This is a genomic window from Burkholderia sp. 22088, from assembly GCF_052045915.1.
Lineage (GTDB): Bacteria > Pseudomonadota > Gammaproteobacteria > Burkholderiales > Burkholderiaceae > Burkholderia > Burkholderia cepacia.
In genome coordinates this window covers 304,416-329,345 of sequence record NZ_JBQEPY010000001.1, presented here as the reverse complement: position 1 = coordinate 329,345, position 24,930 = coordinate 304,416, and the positions used below count along the sequence as shown (strand labels likewise).

Annotated in this window: 19 protein-coding genes; 3 read left to right on the top strand and 16 right to left on the bottom strand. The window is 66.1% G+C overall.

The window, feature by feature from the left end; translation table 11 throughout:
- Positions 1-10: 10 nt before the first annotated feature.
- Entirely contained in the window at positions 11-1,210 is a 1,200-nt protein-coding gene (locus ACTJLD_RS01695) for a MexX/AxyX family multidrug efflux RND transporter periplasmic adaptor subunit (protein WP_124816595.1), read from the bottom strand.
- Positions 1,211-1,360: 150 nt separating this feature from the next.
- On the opposite strand from ACTJLD_RS01695, the gene ACTJLD_RS01690 reads away from it, so the two are divergent.
- Together ACTJLD_RS01690 and ACTJLD_RS01685 are read left to right on the top strand one after the other, a co-directional pair.
- Positions 1,361-2,008 carry a TetR family transcriptional regulator gene (locus tag ACTJLD_RS01690; RefSeq protein ID WP_027787459.1) on the top strand — a complete coding sequence of 216 codons (648 nt, stop codon included), beginning with the start codon at positions 1,361-1,363 and terminating at the stop codon, positions 2,006-2,008.
- A gap of 339 nt (positions 2,009-2,347) precedes the next feature.
- Positions 2,348-3,610, top strand: a complete 1,263-nt coding sequence (locus ACTJLD_RS01685) for a M23 family metallopeptidase (RefSeq protein ID WP_321918299.1) — start codon at positions 2,348-2,350, stop codon at positions 3,608-3,610.
- A 166-nt stretch (positions 3,611-3,776) separates the two neighbouring features.
- Here ACTJLD_RS01685 and ACTJLD_RS01680 read toward each other — a convergent pair whose 3' ends face one another.
- The 8 genes from ACTJLD_RS01680 to ACTJLD_RS01645 form a co-directional block, all read right to left on the bottom strand.
- The gene (locus tag ACTJLD_RS01680; protein ID WP_322072658.1) at positions 3,777-4,502 is read right to left on the bottom strand and encodes an amino acid ABC transporter permease; all 726 of its coding nucleotides are present in this window, start codon (positions 4,500-4,502) and stop codon (positions 3,777-3,779) included.
- Positions 4,503-4,504: 2 nt separating this feature from the next.
- Positions 4,505-5,227: an amino acid ABC transporter permease gene (locus tag ACTJLD_RS01675; RefSeq protein ID WP_060196484.1), complete on the bottom strand. Its 723-nt coding sequence runs from the start codon at positions 5,225-5,227 to the stop codon at positions 4,505-4,507.
- Positions 5,228-5,321: 94 nt separating this feature from the next.
- Positions 5,322-6,137 (bottom strand): ABC transporter substrate-binding protein, encoded by an 816-nt coding sequence (locus ACTJLD_RS01670; protein ID WP_059682687.1) that lies wholly within the window; start codon positions 6,135-6,137, stop codon positions 5,322-5,324.
- 175 nt (positions 6,138-6,312) lie between these two features.
- A complete protein-coding gene (locus ACTJLD_RS01665) occupies positions 6,313-8,247 on the bottom strand; it encodes a rhomboid family intramembrane serine protease (RefSeq protein ID WP_440657794.1) in 1,935 nt (644 codons plus the stop codon).
- Between the two features lie 213 nt (positions 8,248-8,460).
- Positions 8,461-9,573 (bottom strand): agmatine deiminase family protein, encoded by a 1,113-nt coding sequence (locus ACTJLD_RS01660; RefSeq protein ID WP_440657792.1) that lies wholly within the window; start codon positions 9,571-9,573, stop codon positions 8,461-8,463.
- 59 nt (positions 9,574-9,632) lie between these two features.
- A complete protein-coding gene (locus ACTJLD_RS01655; RefSeq protein WP_119338247.1) occupies positions 9,633-10,745 on the bottom strand; it encodes a polyamine ABC transporter substrate-binding protein in 1,113 nt (370 codons plus the stop codon).
- Between the two features lie 10 nt (positions 10,746-10,755).
- Positions 10,756-11,670: an N-carbamoylputrescine amidase gene (gene aguB / locus ACTJLD_RS01650; protein ID WP_060358156.1), complete on the bottom strand. Its 915-nt coding sequence runs from the start codon at positions 11,668-11,670 to the stop codon at positions 10,756-10,758.
- Between the two features lie 46 nt (positions 11,671-11,716).
- Positions 11,717-12,754 carry an agmatine deiminase family protein gene (locus ACTJLD_RS01645; RefSeq protein WP_124918374.1) on the bottom strand — a complete coding sequence of 346 codons (1,038 nt, stop codon included), beginning with the start codon at positions 12,752-12,754 and terminating at the stop codon, positions 11,717-11,719.
- Between the two features lie 101 nt (positions 12,755-12,855).
- On the opposite strand from ACTJLD_RS01645, the gene ACTJLD_RS01640 reads away from it, so the two are divergent.
- The gene (locus ACTJLD_RS01640) at positions 12,856-13,785 is read left to right on the top strand and encodes a LysR family transcriptional regulator (RefSeq protein ID WP_060084836.1); all 930 of its coding nucleotides are present in this window, start codon (positions 12,856-12,858) and stop codon (positions 13,783-13,785) included.
- A gap of 76 nt (positions 13,786-13,861) precedes the next feature.
- Here the strand turns inward: ACTJLD_RS01640 and ACTJLD_RS01635 are convergent, their stop codons facing one another.
- From ACTJLD_RS01635 to ACTJLD_RS01605, 7 genes are all read right to left on the bottom strand, one after another.
- Positions 13,862-15,166 (bottom strand): MFS family transporter, encoded by a 1,305-nt coding sequence (locus tag ACTJLD_RS01635; protein WP_440657790.1) that lies wholly within the window; start codon positions 15,164-15,166, stop codon positions 13,862-13,864.
- Between the two features lie 231 nt (positions 15,167-15,397).
- Complete coding sequence (locus ACTJLD_RS01630; protein ID WP_027787471.1) at positions 15,398-17,077, bottom strand: SpoVR family protein; 1,680 nt, start codon at positions 17,075-17,077, stop codon at positions 15,398-15,400.
- Positions 17,074-18,342, bottom strand: coding sequence for a YeaH/YhbH family protein (locus ACTJLD_RS01625; RefSeq protein WP_021163180.1), 1,269 nt, complete (start codon positions 18,340-18,342; stop codon positions 17,074-17,076). The genes ACTJLD_RS01630 and ACTJLD_RS01625 overlap by 4 nt, the downstream gene beginning before the upstream one ends.
- Before the next feature lie 125 nt (positions 18,343-18,467).
- The gene (locus ACTJLD_RS01620; RefSeq protein WP_021163181.1) at positions 18,468-20,390 is read right to left on the bottom strand and encodes a PrkA family serine protein kinase; all 1,923 of its coding nucleotides are present in this window, start codon (positions 20,388-20,390) and stop codon (positions 18,468-18,470) included.
- A gap of 551 nt (positions 20,391-20,941) precedes the next feature.
- Entirely contained in the window at positions 20,942-22,681 is a 1,740-nt protein-coding gene (locus tag ACTJLD_RS01615; protein WP_334033896.1) for a methyl-accepting chemotaxis protein, read from the bottom strand.
- Positions 22,682-22,959: 278 nt separating this feature from the next.
- Positions 22,960-23,889 carry a ribokinase gene (rbsK, locus tag ACTJLD_RS01610; RefSeq protein WP_334033897.1) on the bottom strand — a complete coding sequence of 310 codons (930 nt, stop codon included), beginning with the start codon at positions 23,887-23,889 and terminating at the stop codon, positions 22,960-22,962.
- Positions 23,886-24,917 (bottom strand): LacI family DNA-binding transcriptional regulator, encoded by a 1,032-nt coding sequence (locus ACTJLD_RS01605; RefSeq protein WP_027787474.1) that lies wholly within the window; start codon positions 24,915-24,917, stop codon positions 23,886-23,888. Before ACTJLD_RS01605 ends, rbsK begins: the two co-directional genes overlap by 4 nt.
- Positions 24,918-24,930: the final 13 nt, after the last annotated feature.

Genomic DNA, 24,930 nt, shown 5'->3' with positions numbered 1-24,930 from the left:
TGTTAACCGGTCAGGTTTGACGGGCGGCCGCCTGCGAAGCGGCCGCTGCCGGCGCCGCTTTCGACGGCGGCGCCTTCTCGACGGGCTTGACGGCCGTATCGGGCGCGAACTGCGCGGCATCGTCGACGATCACGCGCTCGCCGCCCGCGAGGCCGCGCGTGATGCGCCAGTCGTGGCCGCTCATCTGGTCGGCGGCGACCTCGACGTCCTTGACCTTGCCGTTCGTGCCGACCACGCGCACCGACGTGCGGTCGGCCGTGCGCAGCAGCGCATCGCGCGGCACGAGGATCGCCCGCTGGTCGACCGCCGTGTCGAGCGCGATCCGCACGTACGCGCCCGGCAGCAGTTCGCGCTCCGGATTCGGGAACAGCGCGCGCATCGCGACGGTGTCGGTGGTCGGATCGACCGCGAGATCGCTGAACAGCAGCTTGCCCTTCAGCGGATACGCGGTGCCGTCGGCGCGCAGCAGCGTCACCGTGATGTCGTGCTGCGCGATACCCGTCGCGCGCCCGCTCTTCACCGCCCGGCGCAACGCGTCGACGTCGGCGGCCGGCTGCGAGAAGTTCACGTAGATCGGGTCGAGCTGCTCGACGGTCGTGAGCGGTGTCGCCTGGTCCTGGCCGACGAGCGCACCCTCGGTCACGAGCGCGCGCCGTGCGCGGCCCGCGATCGGCGCGGTGACCGTCGCATAGTCGAGCTGCAACTGCGCCCGTGCGAGTTCCGCCTTCGCGGACGCAACGTCGGCCTTCGCCTGCGTGTCGCCTGCAACGGCCTCGGTGTGGTCGCGCTCGCTCACCGCGCGATCGCGCACGAGATCGTCGTAACGGCGGCGCTTGTCGCTCGCCGCGAGCGCGGCAGCCTGCGCCTTCGCGAGCGCCCCCTGCGCGGCGTCGCGCGCGGCCTTCAGCGGCGCGGGATCGATGCGGAACAGCACCGCGCCCTGCTTCACTTCCTGGCCTTCCTCGTAGGTGCGTGCGGTCACGATGCCCGCGACCCGCGCGCGCACTTCCGCCTGCCGATATGCATCGAGCCGGCCCGGCAATTCGACGGTCATCGGCACGGCCGTCGGACGCACCGTCACGACCGTCGCCTGTTTCGCGGCCTCCGGCGCGGTGTCCTTGTCGCCCTTTCCACATCCGGCCAGGGCCAGCACGGCCGCCAGCGCGAACGGCGCCAGCCGGTGGCGCAACAGGGAGCGATTGTTATTCATATGTGACCTCGGATCGTTCGCCGCCGATACAATGCGGCGGCTCAGGGTGGCCGATTATAATCAGTCACGACTGATTAAATACACGCCACTTCAATCTGACCGTCACACTGTCTCAATAAAACGACAGCGAACTGTAAGGAATTTCAGGACATGGCCCGCAAGACCCGCGAAGAATCGCTCGCCATCAAGCACCGGATCCTCGACGCCGCCGAACTCGTGCTGCTCGAGAAAGGTGTCGCGCAAACCGCGATGGCGGATCTCGCCGAGGCCGCCGGGATGTCGCGCGGCGCCGTCTACGGCCACTACCGCAACAAGATGGAAGTGTGTCTGGCGATGTGCGACCGCGCGTTCGCGCGCACGTCGGAAGGCTTCGACGCGGGCGACGGGCTGCCGCCGCTCGCCACGCTGCGGCGCGCCGCCTCGCACTATCTGCAGGAATGCGGCGAGCCGGGCCCGATGCAGCGCGTGCTCGTGATCCTCTATACGAAGTGCGAGCAGAGCGAGGAAAACGGCGCGCTGCAGCGCCGCCGCATGTTGCTCGAATTGCAGATGCTGCGGATCACGAAGGCGCTGCTGCGCCGCGCGATCGCGGCCGGTGAACTCGCCGCCGATCTCGACGTGCACCTGGCCGCCGTCTATCTCGTGTCGCTGCTCGAAGGCGTGTTCGCGTCGATGATCTGGACCAACCGGCTGCGCGGCAACCTGTGGAACGACGCCGAGGCCATGCTCGACGCCGGCTTCGACACCGTGCGCACGTCCGCCGCGTTGCGCGGCCGCGCGCACAAATTGCCGGACTGACGAAATTTGTCGTAATAAATGCTGATTTAACCCGATTTACCGCACTGCGAAACGAATGAGCTGACCCTCTTTAAAATTTTTAACGTTGCGCGGAACACCGGTAGACTGGCGCTGTCATCTTTCTTTAGCGTCTTCGTGATAACCGGGTTCGACCCGGTATGCACGCCGCCGTTCGAAGCGGGCCCGCCCCGCGCGTTGGGTCGAACGGAAACGACACAGGCCCCTGGCGGGGCCTGTTTTGTTGCACGCCCGCCGCCCGCCCCCGTCGCCGCCCGACGGATGTGCCGCCGGCGGCCCCTGCCCACACCCCTTTGAACCGCTTTCCTGGATGTGGACACCTTGGTCAAGTCTGCCGCTACCCCTGATGCTTTCGCGCCCGGCCGCGCGCAGCGCGTCGTGCGCGCGCTCGTGCCGGCCGCCGTGCTCGGCGCCCTCGCCGCACTCGGCCTCGCCGCGCTGCCGGCCGTGTCGCAACTGCCGGGCGCCGTCGACTCGGGCACGGCCGCGCTGCCGCAGCGCGTGCTGTCCGACACGCCGTTTCCCACCGCGCAGCATTTCGTGACGAGCGAGCTCGCCCGCACGATCGGCGAGCGCAACGATTCCGACGAACACCGCGACCGCAGCCAGCAGCCGGGCCTGTTCGCACCGCTCAGCGCGCACCGCAACGACATGCTCGGTTATGCGAACCTGTTCCAGTTCGCGGCCCCCGAAAACCGGCACGGCATGCGCGCGGGCGACATCGAGCTCACGCTGTCCGATACCCTGAACCGTCTCGACGTGCCGCCCGAGGTGCGCATCCAGCTCGGCGATCTCGTCAGCGGCAAGGTCGCGATGCGCGCGAGCGCGCAACGCGGCGACTACTACCGCGTCGCGTTCGATACGAACGACGGCACGCCGCGCCTTACCGCGCTCGAGCTGCGCGTCGCGGGCCGCACGTTCGGCGCGATCTGGTTCCGCGCGCCGGGCGCCGAGCACGGCGCGTACTACGCGCTCGACGGCTCGCCGCTCGAAGCCGCCGCATTCACGATGCCGGTCAAATGGACGCGCATCAGCTCGTTCTTCGGCGAGCGCGTCCATCCGCTGTCGCAGGCGATGGCATTCCACACGGGCGTCGATCTCGCCGCGCCGACCGGCACGCCCGTCGACGCGGCGGCCGACGGCGTCGTGTCGTTCGTCGGCACCGATCCGGGCGGCTACGGCCGCTACGTGATCGTCGATCACGCCGACGGTTACTCGACCTATTACGCGCACCTGTCGGCGTTCGCGCACGGTCTCAAGACGGGCGAAACCGTGAAGCAGGGCCAGCGCATCGGCTCGGTCGGGATGACCGGCGCCGCGACGGGCCCGCACCTGCACTTCGAGGTGCGGGTCGCGAACAACCCGGTCGACCCGCTCGTCACGCTCGCGAGCGCGCAGACGGCGCTGTCCGACATGCAGCTCACCGCATTCCGCCAGGAAGCGGCGCAATGGCGCTTCCGTCTCGCGTCGATCAATACGGCGCCGTTCGCGTTCGCGCAGAACGACGGGCCGCTGTGGGGCGATTTCGCGACCGACACGTCGACGCTGCGCGCGGTCTTCAATACGCACTACGCCGCGTCGTGACGCACCGGCCGCCCGCCGTCGCTCGACGAACAGCGGCGCGCGGCCGCCCCTCCCCCTTCCTTGTGTGTGCTGCCCGCCGGGCCCGACCAGCCCGGCGCGTTGTCCGCCGCGAAGATTCCGCGACACTGCCGCCTCACCGGCACGTCGATGCGGCCGCGGCTCGCCGTTACCGCGCCGGTTCCGTGTACTCGGCCGCCGCGTCCGCGGCGCGTTGCGCGCGCGGGCGGCGTGACAACAGCCAGCGTGCCGCGCCGTCGAGCGACGTACACAGCACCAGGTAGATCAGCGCGACGAACAGGAAGATCTGCGCCGGATACACCATCAGCCGGTTGTTCACCTGCGTCGCGACGAACGACAGTTCAGGCACGCCGACGATATAGGCGAGCGACGTGTCCTTCACGAGCGCGACCCACTGATTGATGAACGACGGCGTCATGATCCGGATCGCCTGCGGCAGCAGCACGTAGCGCACCGTCTGCCAGCGCGTGAGACCGAGCGACAGCCCGGCCTGCCATTGCCCGTCGCCGGCCGCGACGATGCCCGCATGCACCGCGTGCGCGAGATACGCGCCGCCGATCAGCGCGAGCGCGCACACGACCGTCGCGAGCCCCGGCACGTCCATGTGCAGCAGCACGGGCATCAGGAAGTAGGTCCAGAAAATCAGCATCAGCACGGGAATCGCGCGGAAGAAGCCGATGAACGCGAGCAGCAGCACGCGCGCGGGGCCGCGCGCGAGCGCCATGGCAACGCCGAGCGCGATGCCGAGCACGGCCGATGCAACGGCAGACGCGATCGCGAGCAGCAGCGACAGCGCGGCGCCGCCGAGCGGCCCCTCCGGGAATGCGCCGACGAGCAGGTACGGCAGATTGGCGAGCAGCAGCGAAAAATCCATCGTCAGCGCCCCGCTCCCAGCCGGTCGCGCCATTGCGTCGCCGCATACGCGCCCGCTTCGATCGCGGCCACCGCCGCGACGTACAGCACGGTCGCCACGCCGAATGCGGCGAAGGTCTTGAACGTTTCGGTCTCGACCTGCCGCGATGCATACGACAGCTCGGCCACGCCGATCGCCATCGCGAGCGACGAGTTCTTCACGAGATTCATGTACTGGCCGAACAGCGGCGGCAACGCGATGCGCACGGCCTGCGGCAGCACCACGTAGCGCAGCGACTGCATCGGCGTGAGGCCGAGCGCGGCCGCCGCGTCGTGCTGCGCGCGCCGCACGCCGCGCAGGCCGGCTTCGCATTCCTCCGCGACGAACGCGGCCGTATACGCGCTCAGCCCAACCCAGCCCGCGACGAATTCGAACGACGGCCATGCGAGCGTGAACGGACCCATGCTCAACACATGGCGCGCGTTCAGCCATGCGACCCACGTGTCGGGCAGCAGCGACGCGACACCGAAATACCAGAACAGCAACTGCACGAGCAGCGGCGTGTTGCGGAACGTGACGACGTACGCGGCTGCCACCGCGCGCGGTGCCGTGCCGCGCGCATGCCGCATGACCGCGAGCAGCAGACCGCCGGCGGTCGCGGCGACGGCCGACGCGGCCGCGAGACCGAGCGTCAGCAGGAAGCCCTGCCAGAGCCAGGACAGATATTTGGGAGCCAACCCGAGCATGCTGTGTTGCGGGCGCGAAGCGCGCGATCGGAAGAAAACGGAAAGCGCCGCGAGGCCGGTGATCCGGCCGGTCGCGGCGCGCGTGCGATGCGGATCAGGTCTTGTCGCCGATCCGGAAGATGCGCGTGAGCGGCGTCTTCGTCGTCGGCCCGAACCATGCGTCGTAGATCTGCACGGCGCGGCCGTTCGCCTCGAGCCCCTTCAGCGTGTCGTTGACGAAGCCGAGCAGGCGCGTCTCGCCTTTCGGCACGCCGACGCCCATGTAGTCGTTCGAGATCGTGAACGCCGGGATCTCGTAGTTCTGCTTGTCCGGCACGTTCGCGAGCAGGCCGATCAGCTTCGGGCCGTCCTGCGTGATCGCCTGCACGTTGCCGGCGCGCAGCGCGGCGAACGCGAACGGCGTGTCGTCGTACGCGACGATCGTCGCCTTCGGGAATTTCTCGCGCAGCGTGATCTCGTTGGTCGTGCCCTTGTCGGCGCCGACGCGCAGCCCGTTCAGCTGGTCGGCCGATTTCAGCACGCCCTTCTTCGCGAGAAACTGCTGGCCCGACGAGAAATACGGAATGCTGAAGTCGACCTGCTTCGCGCGCTCGTCGGTGATCGTGAAGTTCGCGAGCACGAGATCGACCTTGCCGGACGTCAGGAACGGAATGCGGTTCGCGGGGTTGGTCGGCTGGAGCTGCAGCTTCACGCCGAGCTTGTCGGCGAGCGCCTTCGCATAGTCGACGTCGAGACCGACGATGTGATTGCTTTTGCCGTCGACATAGCCGAACGGCGGGTTGCTGTCGAACGTCGCGACGCGCAGCACGCCGGCCTTCTTGATATCGTCGAGACGGTCCGCATGCGCGACGGTGCCTGCGGTAATGAGCGCAGCCCCGACGAGCCACGTAGCGAGAGTGTGGATTTTCATGAGCACGACCTGATTTGTTATGAAGGCCGCCGCGGATCGCGCGGCGGCCCGGTTCGAAGAACATCGCGACGGAGTGTGTCGTCGCGAAGCCGCTAACGTATCAGCGCGTGCGGCGAATCCGAACCAACAAATGGTGCTTTGCTCAGCGGGTTTCGTGATGAGGCTGGCGGCGCGGTCACGCGCCGTCAGCGCCCTCTTCCCCGTCCGCGGACGCCGCACACAGGAATTCGCCTGCGTCCGTGTCTTGCAGATAATCGAGCGAGCGGTCCATGCTGAGGAACGACAGCGTGCCCGCAGCGCCCAGTGCGTAGAGCGTGCGATGGTCTGGCGCGAAGATCACCTGCGACACGCCGCCCGCCACCGGAAATTCGCCGACCGTTCGGCGGGTCGCCACCTTGATCACGCGCATCGGCGAACCGTCGTACGCGGTCACGGCGATCAGCTTGCCATCATCGCTGCCGTCGAAGCTGTGTGCCGAAGTCTGGCAGACCGGATAGGTCTTCAGCGACGCCAGGCTCGCCGGGTCCACCCATTTGACCGACGACGCGCCGTAGAACCATGTTCCCGCGCCCGGCGCGCCCGGTTCCGCCCGGATGAAACCTGCATCGAGCGGATACGAGCGCAGCGGCTCGTTCGTCGACGTATCGAACGCGACGATCGTGCCTTTCTGCATCGCGTTGACATTCAGTTGCTTGCCGTCCGGCGACAGCCACATCGACAGTGACCGCCCGAACTCGACGCCCGCCCCGTCGCCATCACCCAGTTTCAGCGTCGCGACGACCTGCGGCCAGTGCGTAATGCTGACGACGGACACCGTATCGTCGACGCCGTTCAGCACGTAGAGCCTGTCGTGCGATGCCGATGCGACGATCGCACGCGGAAACCGACCGAGCACCGCACTGTCGACGATCTTGCCGCTCGCCAGATCGATACGTACGACGCTGTCCTCGCGCATCGACGTCACATACGCATAGCGCTCATCCGGGCTGACAACTACTCCGCTCGCGCCGCGGCCGCGGCACATGTTGCTTGGACAACCGTTGAGCCCCGTCTTGAATGGCTCGCCGGCAATCGTTTGGACCACCGTGCGCTTGTCGACGTCGACGACGACGAGCGTGTTCTCGTCGTTGTCGGTGATGTACAGGCGCTTGCCCGACGCTCCCATGACCATTGCATAGGTACCCTTGCCGACCGGGACGACCGTGCCTGCGGCCAGTTCCGCGGACACGGGTGCGGCGCGATGCTGCTCGTCCTCGTGGATCTGCTCGGCGATCGTGTCCGCATCGCGCTTCGCCTGCTGCCGCGCGTCGTCCTGCGCACGCTCGCGATCCACGGCCGTGCGTAGCTCCTGCAGTTCCGCGCTGCCCGCGCGCTGCGCCGCAAACAACATCACGCCGCTACCCAGCACCGCCAGCGTGACCGGCAGCACCGCGCCACGCAGCGAAGCGCCCGAAGGACGAAAACCGTACAGTATCCAGCCGGCGACGAAACCCGTGACGACACCGCCAAGATGCGCAGCCTGGTCGATACCGGAAATGAAGAATCCCGACGCCAGGTTGATGGCGATCACCTGGGCCACCGCGCCGAGATTGATGACGACGCCCGTATCGCGACCGCGGTCCGCACGCCGGTGCAATGCGAGCGCGGCGGCCGCGCCGGCCAGTCCCATCAGCGCGCCCGACGCACCGACGCTGACGACCGGGCGGATGCCGCTCGTCGGCATCACGATGCCGAACGCGACCTGCATTGCGCTGACCTCGTGATGCCCGGACCAGAGCGCGCTCAGCAGCGAGCCGCCGAGCGCCGACAGCAGGTACGCGACGCCGAACCGCAGTGAGCCGCCCGCGCGCTCGAGCACGGTGCCGAGCACGATCAGCATGTAAAGGTTCAGCGCCAGATGCAGCCAACCGCCGTGCAGGAACGCGCTGGTCAGCAGGCGCCACGGCTGCCCGGTCAGCGTATATGGCGCGAAGTTGGCGCCCCAGCCGAGCAGCAGACTGTTCGTCAGCGCACCGTACGATGCCTGTCGCCACATCAACAGGAAGACGGCGAGGTTGACGACGGCCAGCAGGATCGTCAGGCCCGGAACGGATGATCGTTGTTCTTTCATGGATATTTTTTCAATCGTCGATGGCGCCTCGGACAGGCGTTGGCGATTGTATATCCTGGACACGCGAATGATCGGAACAAAAAAAGACGCCCGCTGCACGCAGCGGGCGCGAATCCCAGTCAAGGAGGTGTCACACGAACTACGGGTTCAGGTTACGGAAATCGTCCGCAACGGACAACGAATCGATTTCGATAACGATATGACGCGACACGCTCACGCCGGCTGCTGTTGCGTGGTGCAGTGGATGCCGCCGCCACCCGCGGCGATGCCGTCGATGTTCAGCTGGATGACCTCGCGGCCGGGAAACAGGTCGACGAGCGTGTCGCGCGTATTGCGGTCGGCACGGCTGTCGCCGAATTGCGGCGCGATCACCGCGCGATTGCACACGTAGAAATTGATGTAGCCGGCCGCGAACTCCGCGTTCTCGTATTGGTGCCGGACGGTCTTCGGGCCCTGCAGCACGACGACCTTCAACGGGCGCCCCTTCGCATCGGTGGATTTCCGCAGGATCTCCAGATGCTGCCGCGTCACCGCGTGGTCGTACGACGAAGGGTCCGTGTCGAGCCCGGCCACCACGACGCCCGGGCTCGTGAAGCGCGCGTAGAAATCGGTATGCCCGTCGGTGATGTCCTTGCCGGCGATGCCCGGCAACCAGATGATCTTCTTCAGCCCGAGCAGGCGGCTCAGCTCGGCTTCACACTGCGCCTGACTGACGCCCGGATTGCGGTTCGAATTGAGCACGCAGCTGCGCGTGATGATCGCCGTGCCCTCGCCGTCCACCTCGATACCGCCGCCTTCCAGCACGAGCTTCGTGTCGATCAACCGCGCGCCGGCGCGTTCGGCCACGAACGGCGCGACTTGCGCGTCCTGGTCGTGTTCCTGCTTGTTGCCCCAGCCGTTGAAATTGAAGCTCACGCCGCCGAGCTGGCCCGACGCGTTCTTCACGAACACGGGCCCGGTGTCGCGCATCCACAGGTCGTCGACCGGATGCTGGACGAGCTCGACCGACGAGCCGCACAGGCGCGACGCGACCGCGTAATCCTCTTCCCGCACCAGCATCTTGACCGGCTCGTGCGCGGCGATCGCTTTCGCGACCGCGGCAAGATGCTCGCGCACCACCGGCAGCAGCCGCGCGCCCCAGATGTCCGCGCTCGGGCCGAACGCCATCCAGGTCGCCGTGTGCGGCGCGCCTTCGTCCGGCATGTGCCAGGTGGCGCCCTGCTGCGCATGCGCGGCGCGGCCGAACAACCCGCTCATCGCGCCGGCGGCCAGCGCCGCGCCCGAGACGGACAGGCCGCGTTTCAACAGTTGACGTCGTGTAGTCATGGCATTCCTCTTTCGCTTGCCGGTTATTTCGGTTGTTTCGGTTGTTTCAGGGCGGGCCGTCACGGTCGCGCCGTCTTGAAGCCGAGCCAGGTCCGGCCTTCGAGACGCATCGCGGCCGGCGATTCGGCGATCGGCGTGAACAGCCTGCGCCGCGTCGATTCGTCCGGATAGACGCCCGGATCGCGCACCAGCGCCGGATCCATCAGCTTCAGCGCGCCCTGGTTCGCATTCGCGTAGCGTGTCGAGTTCGAGATCTTCGCGATCACGTCCGGACGCAGGATGTAGTTGATGAACGCATGCGCGTTGTCCGAATGTTTCGCGGATGCCGGAATGACCATCGCATCGAACCACATCAGGGTGCCGAGCCGCGGAATGTCGTACACGACGTCGCGCTTCGGATCGCGCGCCTTCGCCTTCTGCGCGGCCAGGTTGATCGCGCCGGAAAAACCGACCGTTACGCACAGCTCACCGTCGATCAGCTCGTTGGCGTCGGACGAACCCACGAACTCGCGGATGAATGGCCGGATCTTCATCAGCATCGCCTGCGCGGCCGCGTAGTCCTGCGCGGACGGATGCATCGGATCGCGGCCGACATAGCGCAGCGCCAGCGGCAGCACGGTGCTCGCGGAGTCCTGCAGGCCCAGGCCGCACTTCGCGGCGACGCGCGACGCGATCTCCGGCTTGAACAGCAGGTCGAGGCTGTCGGCCGGCATGTCCTTGCCGAGGATCGCGCGCACCCTGGCGCGGTCGTAGCCGACGCCCACGGTGCCCCACATGTACGGCACGCCGTACTGGTTGCCGGGATCGGACTGCGCCATCTGCTTCAGCAGCGACGGATCGAGATACTTCAGGTTCGGCAGCCGGTGCTTGTCGAGCTTGCGAAACACACCTGCCTGGATCTGCCGGGCCATGAAGTCGTTGGTCGGCCACACGAGGTCGTAACCGCTGTTGCCGGTCAGCAGCTTCGACTGCAGCGTCTCGTCGCTGTCGTACGCGTCGTAGCGCACCTTGATGCCGGTTTCCTTCTCGAAACCGGCCAGCGTATCCGGCGCGAAGTAATTGCTCCAGTTATAGAGGTTCAGCACCTTCTCTTCGTCGGCGCGCGCCGTTCCCGCCAGCACGCACAGCGCGAGGCCCGGCGCCGCGACACGCAACCATCCTTGCCGTTTCATCGGGCGTCCCTCATCGATAGCAGGACGATACGCCGTCGCTGGTCAGCAACGTGCGATACATCTCCGGGCGGCGATCGCGGAAGAAGCCCCACGATTGCCGGTCGGCGCGGATCGCGTCGAGATCGAACGTGTGCACGAGCACCGCCTCATCGGTGCGGTTCGCCTCGGCCAGCTTCTCGCCGGTGTGATCCGCGATGAAGCTCGACCCGTAGAACACGCCGGTGAGCGCCTGCTGCTGCGGATTGCCGTTGCCGAAGCCGGCTTCGCGGCCGATCCGGTTGGCCGCCACCACCGGCACCATGTTGGCGGCCGCGTGGCCCTGCATCGTGCGCTGCCAGTGGCCGGACGAATCGAACGCACTGCTGAACGGCTCGGAGCCGATGATGGTCGGAAAGCACAGGATCTCGGCGCCCATCAGCGCGAGGCAACGCGCCGTCTCCGGATACCACTGGTCCCAGCAGATACCGATGCCGATCCGGCCGAAGCGCGTATCCCACACCTTGAAGCCGGTATCGCCCGGTGTGAAATAGAACTTCTCCGTATAACCCGGCCCGTCCGGGATATGCGTCTTGCGATAGACGCCGAGCACGCGCCCGTCCGCGTCCGCCACGGCGATCGAGTTGTACGCGGCATTGCCCGCACGCTCGAAGAAGCCGATCGGCAGCACGACGCCGAGTTCGCCGGCCAGCGCCGCGAAACGGGCGATCTGCGCGTTGCCTTCGAACGGCTGCGCGAGTTCGAGATGGCGCACGTTCTGGTCGAGGCAGAAGTACGGCATCGCGAACAGCTCCGGGCACAGCACGAGATTCGCGCCCTGCGCGGCGGCCGCGCGGATCAGGCGCTCCGCGGTGGCCATGTTGTCTTCGAGATTCCAGCTGCCCGACGCCATCTGGACGGCGGCGACGGTGATGTGTTTGGACGGCATTGCGATTGCTCCTCGATGGAACCGGAAACCGCTGACGGGACGTCGCTCAGTGCGCGACGGACGGCTGCTGCTGCGTCGAACAGTGGATGCTCCCGCCGCCGATCGACAGTGTCGGGATCGGCAGCATCTGCACCTTGCGCGTCGGGAACGCCCGGCTGAAAGCGTCGCGTGCGGCCTCGTCCTGCTCGACGCCGAATGCGGTCACGATCACCGCGCCGTTCACCAGAATGTAGTTCGCATAGCAGTCGCAGTAGCGCTCGGAGCCGAAGCGTTCGCTGACGATCGGCGACGGCAGGTCGAGCAGCTCGAAACGGCGCCCCGCCGCATCGGTCGCGAGCTCCAGCGCGCGGCGGTTTTCCCGCATCACGCGGAAATAGTCGCCCTGTTCCGGCAGTGCGGTCTGGCACAGCATCCGGCCGGGTGCGATGAACGACGCGATGCCGTCCACGTGCCCGTTCGTCTCCACTTCGTCGGGGTTGCCCGGCAGCCACACGATCTTCTCGACGCCCAGCATGCGGCGCAGTTCCGCCTCGATCTCCGCGCGGCTCAGGTGCGGATTGCGGTTGGGATGCAGCAGGCAGCTCTCGGTCGTGACCAGCGTGCCCTGCCCGTCGACGTAGAACGAACCGCCCTCCAGCACCATGTGCGAATTGAAGATCTCGGCGCCGGCCGCGCGCGCGATGTCCTGACCAGCCTGCTGGCAGCCGTCGTACGGCTGGTACTTCTCGCCCCAGCAGTTGAAGCGGAACACGGCCGCGCCCAGACCGTGCCGTTCGCTGACGAGGAAGATCGGCCCGCAATCGCGCAGCCAGTTGTCCTCGGCCGCGACCGGCAGCACGTCGACGCTCGGGCCCACCAGTTCGCGCGCGGCATCGGCCTGGCTGTGGTGCACCGCGACCACGCAGCGCTGATAGCGCGCGATCGTGCGCGCGACCAGCGCGAATTCGCGGCAGACCTGCGCGTAATGCGTCCCCCACAGGTCCTCGCGATTGTCGAGCACCGGCCATCCGAGCCACGTCGCGTACATGGATTCCCATTCGGCGGGCATCCGGTAACCGCGCTGGCGAGCATCAAAGCGACCCATCGATCCGACTCCGTTGTGATTGATGAGCGATTTTCCGCCAGGTTAAACTTGATGAATATTGATATTTTTTGGCCGAATCAATCAATTCACCTCATATCTCGATGCAACGCGTTCCGTCCCTGAAACTACTGACCGGCTTCGAAGCCGCGGCCCGGCTGGGCAATTTCTCGCGCGCGGCCGACGAGCTGCACCTGTCGCAGTCGGCGATCAGCCATCAGATCCAGCAGCTCGAAGCGCAGCTCGGTCAACCGCTGTTCCGCCGGCGCGGCCGCGGCGTCGAGCTGACCATCGCCGGCGAGGTCCTGCAGCGCAGCGTCCAGCGCGCGATGGACACGTTGCGCGGCGGGCTCGACCGCATCGCGACCTACCTGAACCCGGGGCTCGTCGTGCTGGTGTGTCCGGCGCCGCTGCTGCACGGCTGGCTGCAGCCGCGCCTCGAGCAGTTGCAGCAGGCGCTGCCGGACCTGTGCCCGTTGCTGTCGACCGACGAAACCGCGCGCTACGTCGACGAGATCGACGTCGACATGACGATCGGCACGCGGCCGATGCTGCAGCCGGGCCTGGTCGATATTCCGTTCATGCGGGACGAATGGGTGACGGTATGCGCGACGCCGCTGGCCGAGACGCTCGCCCGCGTGCCGCGCGCCGAACACGCGCGGCACGCGGGGCTCGTCTGCCTCGAAGCGAGCCTGACCGACGAGCGCATGGCGACCGTCTTTCGCGAGCAGCTGTCGGATTTCCGGATGCAGGCGATCTACGACGACCAGCGGCTCGTGCTGGACGCCGTGCAGCGCGGCCGCGGCATTGCGTGCCTGCCGCGCCTCGTCGCGCAGGCCGGCCTCGACCAGCACGTGCTGACCGTGCTCGCCGACTACCCGCGCCTGCCCGGCACCACATGGTGGCTGTCGCGGATGGAAGGCCCGTCGCGCTCGCCGATCGTCGAGCAGATGTTCGACTGGCTGGTCCAGCAAGGCATCCTGTCGAGCGTGGCCGACCCGGCGCCCGACCATGCACCGCCTCCGCCCGCGTAATCGAACGTCGAAAAAAAACGTCCCGCCGGTTGGCGGGACGTTCGTCATGATGCGAATGCGTACGACGCGCGGCCGATCACGGCTCGTGACGCAGGTACCCTTCCTTGCTCGGATCGCGCATCCGCCACGACACGATCAGCGAAATCGCGCACAGCACGGTCACGTACCAGTAGAAGGTTTCCTCGCTGTCGATCGACTTGAACCACAGTGCGACGTACTCGGCCGAGCCGCCGAAGATCGCGTTCGCGACCGCATACGACAGGCCGACGCCCATCGCGCGCACTTCCGGCGGGAACATCTCGGCCTTGATCAGCCCGCTGATCGACGTGTAGAAGCTGACGATCGCGAGCGCGACCGTGATCAGCACGAACGCCGCCACCGGACTCGTCACGTCCTTCAGCGCGTGCATCAGCGGCACCGTGCCGATCACCGCGAACGAGCCGAACAGGATCATCGACGTGCGGCGGCCGATCCTGTCGGACAGCGCGCCGAACACCGGCTGCATCAGCATGTAGACGAGCAGCGCGACGGTCATCACGTTGCTGGCCGTCTTCGCATGCATGCCGGCCGTGTTCACGAGGTACTTCTGCATGTACGTCGTGAACGTGTAGAAGATCAGCGAGCCGCCGGCCGTGAAGCCGACCACCGTGAAGAACGCCCCCTTGTGCTGCCACACGCCGCGGATCGTGCCCGCGTTTTTCTTGTCGCGCGATTCGGACGTCGACGTCTCGTCGAGCGACTTGCGCAGGTACAGCGAGATCAACGCGGCCGCCGCGCCGACCACGAACGGAATGCGCCAGCCCCACGCCTTCAGTTCGTCGCCCGACAGCGTCTGCTGCAGGATCACGAGCACGAGCAGCGCGCACAGCTGGCCGCCGATCAGCGTCACGTACTGGAACGACGCGAAGAAGCCGCGGCGGCCCTTCAGCGCCACCTCGCTCATGTAGGTCGCGCTCGTGCCGTATTCGCCGCCCACCGACAGCCCCTGGAACAGCCGCGCAACCAGCAGCAGCGCCGGCGCGAGCGCGCCGATCTGCGCATAGGTCGGCAGCACCGCGATCACGAGCGAGCCGCCGCACATCATCAGCACCGAGATCATCATCGCGTTGCGGCGGCCGTGGCGGTCGGCGATGCGGCCGAACAGCCAGCCGCCGATCGGACGCATCAGGAAGCCGGCCGCGAACACCCCCGCCGTGTTCAGCAGCTGCGTCGTCGTATTGCCGCTCGGGAAGAATGCCGGCGCGAAGTACAGCGCGCAGAACGAGTAGATGTAGAAGTCGAACCACTCGACGAGGTTGCCCGACGAGGCGCCGACGATGGCGAACACGCGCCGCCGGGTGTCATGCGCGGACAGCGCGGCTTGTTCGGTCTGGACGTCCATGGATTGGTCTGTTCCTTGTAGTACTTTCTGGGCGAGGCGGCTGGGCCGCCGCGTGCGATCGAACGTGGCACCGGTTCCGGCGCACGGCGCTACGGGATTTTATCGAAATGTAAAGTAACAGGCTCTCCGGGTTCGTCCGGATGTAGAAAATTTTTCTCCCGCCATGCGTTCGTCATATGAAAACGCCAGCCCGCAGGCTGGCGTTCGATGCAAACTTCCCGCAGACGATGTTCAGATCCGCACCTCCGGCGGCACGTAGCGGCACTCGTAGCGCTTGCGCACGGTACCGGCCTCGTCGACGCTTTCGAGGAACACGTCGAATTGCCAGAGCCGGGCCATGTGCTTGAGCACTTCGTCGCTGTCGTTCGACAGGTGACGGTTGTCGGTCATGAAGTGGCGCAGCGTGAGGCTGCGGTCACCGCGCGTGTTCACCGCCCACACCTGGATGTTCGGTTCGCGGTGATGGATGTCGTACTGCCTCGACAGTGCCTGCCGCACATACTGGTAGCCCGAATCGTCGTGGATCGCCGACACCTCGAGCGAATCGCGCATGTCGTCGTCGAGCACCGAGAAGAGCCGCATGTCGCGGATCAGGCTCGGCGACAGGTACTGCGCGATGAAGCTCTCGTCCTTGAAGTTGCGCATCGCGTAGTGCATCGCCGGCAGCCACGGGGTGCCCGCGATCTCGGGAAACCACTTGTAGTCTTCCTCCGTCGGCGCTTCGCAGATCCGCCGGATGTCGCTCATCATCGAAAAGCCGAGCGCGTACGGGTTGATCCCGCTGTAGTACGGCTTCGTGACGGGCGGCTGGTAGACCACGTTGCTGTGCGAATGCAGGAACTCCATCATGAAGCTGTCTTCCAGCTTCCCCTGGTTGTACAGCGTATTCAGCAGCGTGTAGTGCCAGAACGTCGCCCAGCCTTCGTTCATCACCTGCGTCTGCCGTTGCGGGTAGAAATACTGGCCGATCTTGCGCACGATGCGGATCACTTCCCGCTCCCACGGTTCGAGCAGCGGCGCATTCTTTTCCGCGAAATACAGCAGGTTCTCCTGCGGCTCGGGCGGATAGCGGTCTTCCTGCTCCTCCATCAGCTCGGGCTTCTTGCCCGGCAGCGTGCGCCACAGTTCGTTCACCTGCGACTGCAGGTACGCCTCGCGCTCGCGCCGCAGCGCGGCCTCCTTCGACAGCGAAGGCTTCTGCGGCCGCTTGTAGCGGTCGACGCCGTAGTTCATCAGCGCATGGCACGAATCGAGCAGTTCCTCGACACGATCGAGCCCGTAGCGCTCCTCGCATTCCGCGACGTAGTTCTTCGCGTACACGAGATAGTCGATGATCGCGTGCGCGTCGGTCCACAGCCGGAACAGGTAGTTGCCCTTGAAGAACGAGTTGTGCCCGTACGCCGCGTGCGCGATGACGAGCGCCTGCATCGTCATCGTGTTCTCTTCCATCAGGTACGCGATGCACGGGTTCGAGTTGATGACGATTTCGTACGCGAGGCCCATCTGGCCGCGACGGTAGCTCTTCTCGGTCGACAGGAAGTGCTTGCCGAACGACCAGTGACGGTAGTTGACGGGCATCCCGACCGACGCATACGCGTCCATCATCTGCTCGGCGCTGATCAGTTCGAGCTGGATCGGGTAGATGTCGAGCTCGTATTGTTCGGCGACCTGCGAGATGTGCGTGTCGTATTCCTCGAGCAATTCGAACGTCCAGTCGGACGGGCACGGCAGCGGCTTGCGTTCGGCAACGTTCATACGCGCTTCCTTTTGCCCTGGGCCGGGCAAATCGGCGGCCGGCGGCGGCGGTTCGGCCTGCCCGCGTTGCTGCGGTGCGGCAGGGCCGGCCGTGTCGTCGCCGGAAGGGCGCGGCGCATAGCCGCGCGACTCGTTGTGCAGATGGCGGGTCGTCATGACATTTCCACCTGCTTTTCGAACAATTCGCGAAACACCGGGTAAATGTCGGCAGCCGATTCCACTTTTTTCATCGCGAGATGCGGCTGAGACAGGGCCAGTTGCGCGTATTCCAGCCACAGGTTCTGCTCTTCCGGCGCGACCTGGATATACGCGAAGTAACGCACCTTCGTGAGGATATCCTCTTCCAGGATTTTGCGACACTTGGGCGAATCGTCAGTCCAGTTGTCGCCGTCGGACGCCTGCGCGCCGTAGATGTTCCACTCGGTCGGCGAGTAGCGCTCGTTCATCACCTTGCGCATCAGCTCGAGCGCACTCGACACCACCGTGCCGCCGCTCTCGGTCGAATGGAAGAAGGTGTCCTCGTCGACTTCCTCGGCACGCGTGTGGTGGCGGATGAACACCACCTCGATGCGCTCGTAGTTACGCTTGAGGAACAGGTAAAGCAGGATGAAGAAGCGCTTCGACAGATCCTTGCGCTGCTCGTCCATCGAGCCCGACACGTCCATCAGGCAGAACATCACGGCCTGGCTCGACGGTTGCGGCTGCTTCACGCGGTTGATGTAGCGCAGGTCGAACGGATCGATGAACGGAATCCGCCAGATGCGCCCCTTCAGGTGATGGATCTCGGCCTCGAGCACCGCGATCTCCGCGCGCCGGTCTTCCGGGTCGCTCTTCATCGCCTCGAGCTGCGCCTCCAGCTCGCGCAGCTCGTTGACGAGCGGCGAGCCGAGCGCGATGCGACGCCCGAGTGCGCTGCGCAGCGAACGCACGACATCGATGTTGTTCGGCGTGCCTTCCGCCGACCAGCCCGCGCGCACGTTCTTCCAGCTCGGCACCGTCAGCAGGTGCGTCTTCACGAGGCGAGGCAGTTCGAGATCGTCGAAGAAGTACTGCATGAACTCGTCGCGCGACAACTCGAACACGAAGTCGTCCTGCCCTTCGCCCTCGTTGCTCGCCTGACTGCCTCCGCCGCCCGAGCCGCCCTGCGGGCGCGGGATCTTGTCGCCGCGCACGTAGTCCTCGTTGCCGGGGTGCACGTATTCACGACGCCCGCCAGGCGCGTGCCGGAAATTCGGCTCCGCGATGTCCTTGCGCGGGATCGTGATGCTCTGCGTGCTCTGGATATCCTTGATGCTACGGTCGCGCACCGCGTCGGACACGGCACGACGAATGTAGTTCTTGACGCGACGCAGAAAGCGTTCGCGGTTGGCGATGCTCTTGTTCTTGCCGGCCAGCCTGCGGTCGATGATTTGATGAAGCACTCCCGGTCTCCCGCTCGAAAGTCGATCTGCCGGGGCACTCGCCGCGCATGCCGTCTGCCGTCATGCGGGCGGCGCCTCTGAAAGCGCCCGTACGGTCTCGCCGTACGGGCGCAGTACCGCGCGCGTCATGATGACTTGCGCACGCGCAGGTACCAGTCGCAAAGCAGCCTCACCTGCTTCGGCGTATAGCCCTTCGCGACCATCCGGTTCACAAAGTCCTCATGCTTGCGCTGCTCCTCCGCCGAACCCTTCGCGTTGAACGAAATCACCGGCAACAGTTCCTCGGTATTCGAGAACATCTTCTTCTCGATCACGACGCGCAACTTCTCGTAGCTCGTCCACACGGGGTTCTTGCCGGCGTTCGCCGCCCGTGCACGCAACACGAAGTTCACGATCTCGTTGCGGTAATCCTTCGGATTACTGATACCGGCCGGCTTCTCGATCTTCTCCAGCTCCGCGTTGAGCGCAGCGCGGTCGAAGCTCTCGCCCGTATCGTGATCGCGGAATTCCTGGTCCTGGATCCAGAAGTCCGCATACGTGACGTAGCGGTCGAAGATGTTCTGGCCGTACTCCGAATACGACTCGAGGTAGGCCGTCTGGATCTCCTTGCCGATGAAATCCGCGTAGCGCGACGCCAGTACGTCCTTCACGAAGGACAGATACTTCTGCTCGGTTTCCGGCGGGAACTGCTCGCGTTCGATCTGCTGCTCGAGCACGTACATCAGGTGCACGGGGTTGGCCGCGACCTCGCTCGAATCGAAGTTGAACACGCGCGACAGGATCTTGAACGCGAAGCGTGTCGACACGCCCGTCATCCCTTCGTCCACGCCCGCGTAGTCGCGGTATTCCTGGTACGACTTCGCCTTTGGATCGGTATCCTTGAGGTTTTCGCCGTCGTACACCTGCATCTTCGAGAACAGGCTCGAATTCTCCGGCTCGTGCAGGCGCGACAGCACCGAGAACTGCGACATCATCTTCAGCGTGCCCGGTGCGCAGACGGCCTCGGCCAGCGACGAGTTGCGGATCAGCTTCTCGTAGATCTTGGTCTCTTCCGATACGCGCAGGCAGTACGGCACCTTCACGACGAAGATCCGGTCGAGCAGTGCCTCGTTGTTGCGGTTGTTGCGGAACGCCTTCCATTCCGACTCGTTCGAGTGCGCGAGGATGATCCCGTCGAACGGAATCGCGCCGAAACCCTCGGTGCCCTTGAAGTTGCCTTCCTGCGTGGCGGTGAGCAGCGGGTGCAACACCTTGATCGGCGCCTTGAACATTTCGACGAACTCGAGCAGGCCCTGGTTCGCCAGGCACAGGCCACCGGAGTAGCTGTACGCGTCGGCGTCGTCCTGCGCGTACTGTTCGAGCTTGCGGATATCGACTTTGCCGACCAGCGACGAGATGTCCTGGTTGTTCTCGTCACCGGGCTCCGTCTTCGCGATCCCGATCTGCCGCAGGATCGACGGATAGCGACGCACCACGCGGAACTGGCGGATGTCGCCGTTGTATTCGTGCAGGCGCTTGACGGCCCACGGACTCAGGATGTTTTTCAGGTAGCGGCGCGGAATGCCGTACTGTTCCTCGAGGATCGGACCGTCTTCGTCGTAGTCGAACAGCCCGAGCGGCGATTCGTTGACGGGCGAACCCTTCAGCGAATAGAACGGCACGCGCTCCATCAGTTGCTTCAGACGCTCGGCGATCGACGACTTGCCGCCGCCCACCGGGCCAAGCAGATAGAGGATCTGCTTCTTCTCTTCGAGCCCTTGCGCAGCGTGACGGAAATATGCGACCACCTGCTCGATCACTTCCTCCATTCCGTAGAACTCACGGAACGCGGGATAGACCTTGATGACCTTGTTCGCGAAGATCCGCGACAGGCGCGGATCGTTGCGGGTATCGATGTGTTCAGGTTCCCCGATTGCTGCCAGCATGCGTTCACCAGCCGTCGCGTACGCGGATGGATCGTTCTTGCAGAGCGCGAGATACTCCTCCAGCGAGAGCTCTTCCTCTCGCGTTTTTTCGAAGCGGTTCGCGAAGCTGCTGTAAATATCCATGCTACCTCCCTCGCCTGAGTCTGAAGACGTGCCTGCCTTCGTACGACTGCGCAGAAGCAAGCGCGTTCGAATTCATCCTAAACCCTTTCTTATTTTTTTTCACGAACTCTTCGTATGAAGTTCGTCATTCTCGACAACACCGCTTGGACAACGCATTTCGTCGTTTTACAATCGATCTCCCGAGCCGCAGAAACTGCATCCGTCGCGTCTCGTCGAACAACGGAACGTCTTGTGCGTTGGACACATCCGACGTCGTCACTTCCCCCTTCATCCCTATACGTTCGAGCAGCCGTTTGCGACGACACGTTGCGCGCGCCGTTACAAATTTTTTTCGCAGCGCCCTTACGGAGATACCCGTACGACGGATGCGGGAACTTCACTCGCACCTGTGCGCAACTTCCGTCGATGCAGATCGCTCGATGCACGCAACCCTGCACGATCGTCGTTCATGTACGTCGTCTGTCACATTTCTCCGCCGCAGAAATGACGACGCCCGCGTGTTGCGGGCGTCGTTCGCTACCAAATGGGGATAGATGCGCGGCACGCGCGAATCAGAAGGTTTCCCAGTCGTCCGCGCCACCGGTAGCGGCCGCGACGGGCTTGCGCACCGGTGCCGCCGCAGCCGCGCGTTTCGGCGGGGCATCGCGATCGTCGCGCGCAGCAGCGACAGGCGCGGCAACCGCCGCGGAAGGCGCACGCGGCGCGTGACGCACCGCAACCGGTGCCGCGGCACCCGGCCGCGACGTGTCGTCGGCGAGCTGGAATACCGCTGCCGTTTCACGCAGGCGCCCGGCCTGTTCGTCGAGCGACTGCGCGGCGGCCGCGGCTTCCTCGACGAGCGCCGCGTTCTGCTGCGTGACCTCGTCCATCTGCGCGACCGCGCGCGCCACCTGGTCGATCCCGCCGCTCTGCTCCTCGGATGCCGCCGCGATCTCGCCCATGATGTCCGTCACGCGCTGCACCGCGCCGATCACATCGCTCATCGTGCGCCCTGCCTCGTCGACCAGCGTGGAACCCGACCGGATGCGCTCCACCGACGCGTCGATCAGCACCTTGATCTCCTTGGCCGCGGCCGACGAACGCTGGGCCAGGCTGCGCACCTCGCCCGCGACGACCGCGAAACCGCGGCCTTCCTCGCCGGCCCGCGCGGCTTCCACCGCTGCATTCAGCGCAAGAATGTTGGTCTGGAACGCGATTCCCTCGATGATCGCGATGATGTCCGCGATCTTCGCCGAGCTGTCGTTGATCTCGCCCATCGTGCCGACCACCTGGCCGACCACCGTATTGCCCTTGTTTGCAATCTCCGACGCATTCGCGGCCAGCGAACTCGCCTGGCGTGCATTGTCTGCGTTCTGCTTCACGGTGCCGGTCAGTTGCTCCATGCTCGACGCGGTTTCCTGCAGCGCCGCGGCCTGCTCCTCGGTGCGCGACGACAGGTCGATGTTGCCGGCCGCAATCTGGCGCGCCGCGGTCGCGATCGACTCGCTGCCGCCGCGCACGGTGCGCACCGTCTCGACGAGCCCGCGCTGCATCTTGCCGAGGCCCTCGAGAAGCTGGCCCATCTCGTCACGCCGGTCCACGACGATCGGCCGGCGCAGGTCGCCGGCGGCAATCGCGTCGAAATGCGCGAGCGCGTCGGCAATCGGGCGGCCGATCGCGCGGCTCAGCGTCAGCCACGACACCACCGCGGCAGCGAAGCCGGCCACCAGCGCCACGATGGCCAGCACACGCAGCGTCTCGTACACCGATTCCGCATGATCGAAGTTGGCTTGCGCGTCACTGAACTGGTAGTTGCGCAATGCCTCGCTCGCCGTCGAGAGGTCGGTGTAGCGCGCCTGGAGCTGCTTTGCGCCGTCGCCGATGCGGTCGGCCTGATTCGCCCCGAGCACGCTCGCGAACGCGTCGCACTCGTGCTGCAACGCCTGCCGCTTCGCGGCGACGTCCTGTGCGATGCGATCCTCCTCCGGGCCGCGCGGCAACGCGAGATACTTTTGCCACCAGGTGTCCGACTGCGCGCGCATCCCGCGGCTTCGCTCGATGGCAGCCGCCGCATCGGGCGTGCCGGCCAGGAGCGCCGCCCGGTCGAGGGCCAGGCGTTCGCGCGCCGAATAGATCTCGGCAAGCGAGACATCGACCGCGCTTGGCATCTGATTCTTGAAGATCTCGCGCGTCGTGCCGTTCGCGCGCGTCATTCCATACACGCCGAGCCCACCGATCACACCGAGGAGCACCGCCAGAAACGCCATCGTGAAACCGATGCGCGCACGAATCGTCAGGTTTTTGAACGCCATCATCCTTCCTGTGTTGCGTCGTGATGGACGGGACGGACCCGTCGCTTCGAAGCATTGCTTCACCTGATGCATTTACGACCATGCATCGCACAACTTGATGGCATTTCCGCTATTTTTTCGAATTATTCGTCTGTTTATTACAAATAGCTGAACGAAAATACGTACATCGCCGTGCACTGGCGTGCACATCGATGGAAGGCCCTCCGTCGCCGGCGCGCATCGCGGATACGCGGCCGGCCGTCGTTTGCGACGAACCGGCTGCGATGCGTGATCAGGCCCTATCCGGCCAGTTCGGCAAGCGTGGGAATCGACGGTTGCGCGCCCGCCCGCGTGACCGACAGTGCCGCCGCGCGTTGCGCGAAGCGGATCGCCGTGTCGACGTCCGCGCCGGCCGCGAGCCGCGCGGAAAAGCCGCCGATGAAGGTGTCGCCGGCCGCCGTCGTGTCGACGGCATGCACGGCCGGCGCCGGATAATGCCGCGCGGCGCCGTCGGCCGTCAGCGCAAGCACGCCGCGCGCGCCCAGCGTGACCAGCACGTTGCGCGCGCCGCCAGCCTGCAGCGCGCGGGCGGCGGCTTCCGCCTCCGCCGGGTCGCGCACCGGCAGCGCGGTCAACGCGGCCGCCTCGACCTCGTTCGGGATCAGGTAATCGACGAGCGGCAGCCACCCGTCCGGCAACGGCGCGACGGCCGGGGCCGGATTGAGCACCACCGTGCGGCCGAGCCGACGTCCGGCCGACAGCGCCGCGAACACCGCATCCGGCGGCGTCTCGAGCTGGCAGATCACGACGTCGGCCGACGCCAGCGCGGCCTCGTGCCGCGCGACCGTATCGGTCGTGACCTCGCCATTGCCGCCCGCGACGATCACGATCGCGTTCTGGCTCGCATCGTCGACGACAATCAGCGCGACGCCGGTCGACGCCGACGCGCTCGTCGCGAGCCCCGCGCAGTCGATCCCCTCGGCTTCGAGACCCGCACGCAGTGCCGCGCCGTGCGCATCCGCGCCGACGCAGCCGATCATCGCGACCTGCGCGCCAAGCCGCGCGGCAGCGACGGCCTGGTTGCCGCCCTTGCCGCCCGCCGCCTGCGCGAACGCATGACCGGCGAGCGTTTCACCGGGCAGCGGCAGGCGCGGCGCCCGCACGACGAGATCCATGTTGAGGCTGCCGACCACCGTTACGCGGCCGGCGCCCGCTGCGGGCGCCGTCATGCGCGACCGCCGGAAGCCGGCGGCTCGCGGTAGATCGCCGTCGATTCACGCAGCACGAGACGCGGCGACACGACGCGACGGCGGCTCGGCACGGCCGACGAGCCGCCGCCGATCCGCTCGATCAGGGTCTGCGCCGCCATTTCTCCGAGCGCGCGCACCGACTGGCCGACCGTCGACAGCGCCGGATAGGTGTAGCGGGAGAATTCGATGTCGTCGAATCCGATGATCGAACAGTCGTCGGGCACGCGCATGCCGCGCTCGGCCGCCGCACGCAGCGCGCCGACGCCCATCAGGTCGTTGCCCGCGAAGATCGCGCTCGGCCGCACCGATTCGAACAACCGCGACGCCGCGTGATAACCGCCGAGGCACGAGAAGTCGCTTTCCGCGATCGCGCCCGGCACGATGTCGACACCGCGCTCGGCCATCGCACGGATGAAACCGTGCACGCGCATCGCGCTGACCGCCGTGTCGGTCGGCCCCGTGATGCAGCCGATCTTCGCGTGCCCGAGCTCGAGCAGGTGGCGCGTCGCCAGGTACGCGCCGCGCTCGTGGTCGATCTGCACGAGGTCGGCCGCGAGCCCCTCGATGTTCCGATCGACGACGACGAGCGGCGCATGGATGTCCGCAAGCGTCTGCGCGAGCACCGCATCCTCGCCCGCCGACGCGACGATCAGCCCGTCGATGCGCTTTTCCTGCAGCACGCGCAGGTAGTTGCGCTGCTTCACGGGATCGTCGTCCGAGTTGCAGAAGAACACGCAATAGCCATTGGCCGCGCACTGATCCTCGATGCCGCGCGCAAGTTCCGCGAAATACGGATTCGTGCTGTTCGGCACGACGAGGCCGATGGTCGCCGTCGCACGCGCCTTCAGCGAGCGTGCCACGGCCGACGGCACGTAATTCAGCTCGCGGATTGCGCCCTCGACCTTCGCACGCACATCCGCAGACACCGGCCGCGAGTTGTTCACCACGTGCGAGACGGTCGTAAACGACACGCCCGCCATGGCTGCCACATCCTTGATCGTCGCCATTTCCCGTTTCTCT

Coding starts and splice junctions, on each gene's coding strand:
- ACTJLD_RS01635 (WP_440657790.1), bottom strand. CDS start 15,166: ATGGACGTCCAGACCGAACAAGCCGCGCTGTCCGCGCATGACACCCGG.
- ACTJLD_RS01690 (WP_027787459.1), top strand. CDS start 1,361: ATGGCCCGCAAGACCCGCGAAGAATCGCTCGCCATCAAGCACCGGATC.
- ACTJLD_RS01660 (WP_440657792.1), bottom strand. CDS start 9,573: ATGACTACACGACGTCAACTGTTGAAACGCGGCCTGTCCGTCTCGGGC.
- ACTJLD_RS01695 (WP_124816595.1), bottom strand. CDS start 1,210: ATGAATAACAATCGCTCCCTGTTGCGCCACCGGCTGGCGCCGTTCGCG.
- ACTJLD_RS01605 (WP_027787474.1), bottom strand. CDS start 24,917: ATGGCGACGATCAAGGATGTGGCAGCCATGGCGGGCGTGTCGTTTACG.
- ACTJLD_RS01670 (WP_059682687.1), bottom strand. CDS start 6,137: ATGAAAATCCACACTCTCGCTACGTGGCTCGTCGGGGCTGCGCTCATT.
- ACTJLD_RS01665 (WP_440657794.1), bottom strand. CDS start 8,247: ATGAAAGAACAACGATCATCCGTTCCGGGCCTGACGATCCTGCTGGCC.
- ACTJLD_RS01640 (WP_060084836.1), top strand. CDS start 12,856: ATGCAACGCGTTCCGTCCCTGAAACTACTGACCGGCTTCGAAGCCGCG.
- ACTJLD_RS01620 (WP_021163181.1), bottom strand. CDS start 20,390: ATGGATATTTACAGCAGCTTCGCGAACCGCTTCGAAAAAACGCGAGAG.
- aguB (WP_060358156.1), bottom strand. CDS start 11,670: ATGCCGTCCAAACACATCACCGTCGCCGCCGTCCAGATGGCGTCGGGC.
- ACTJLD_RS01615 (WP_334033896.1), bottom strand. CDS start 22,681: ATGGCGTTCAAAAACCTGACGATTCGTGCGCGCATCGGTTTCACGATG.
- ACTJLD_RS01680 (WP_322072658.1), bottom strand. CDS start 4,502: ATGGATTTTTCGCTGCTGCTCGCCAATCTGCCGTACCTGCTCGTCGGC.
- ACTJLD_RS01675 (WP_060196484.1), bottom strand. CDS start 5,227: ATGCTCGGGTTGGCTCCCAAATATCTGTCCTGGCTCTGGCAGGGCTTC.
- rbsK (WP_334033897.1), bottom strand. CDS start 23,889: ATGACGGCGCCCGCAGCGGGCGCCGGCCGCGTAACGGTGGTCGGCAGC.
- ACTJLD_RS01655 (WP_119338247.1), bottom strand. CDS start 10,745: ATGAAACGGCAAGGATGGTTGCGTGTCGCGGCGCCGGGCCTCGCGCTG.
- ACTJLD_RS01630 (WP_027787471.1), bottom strand. CDS start 17,077: ATGACGACCCGCCATCTGCACAACGAGTCGCGCGGCTATGCGCCGCGC.
- ACTJLD_RS01645 (WP_124918374.1), bottom strand. CDS start 12,754: ATGGGTCGCTTTGATGCTCGCCAGCGCGGTTACCGGATGCCCGCCGAA.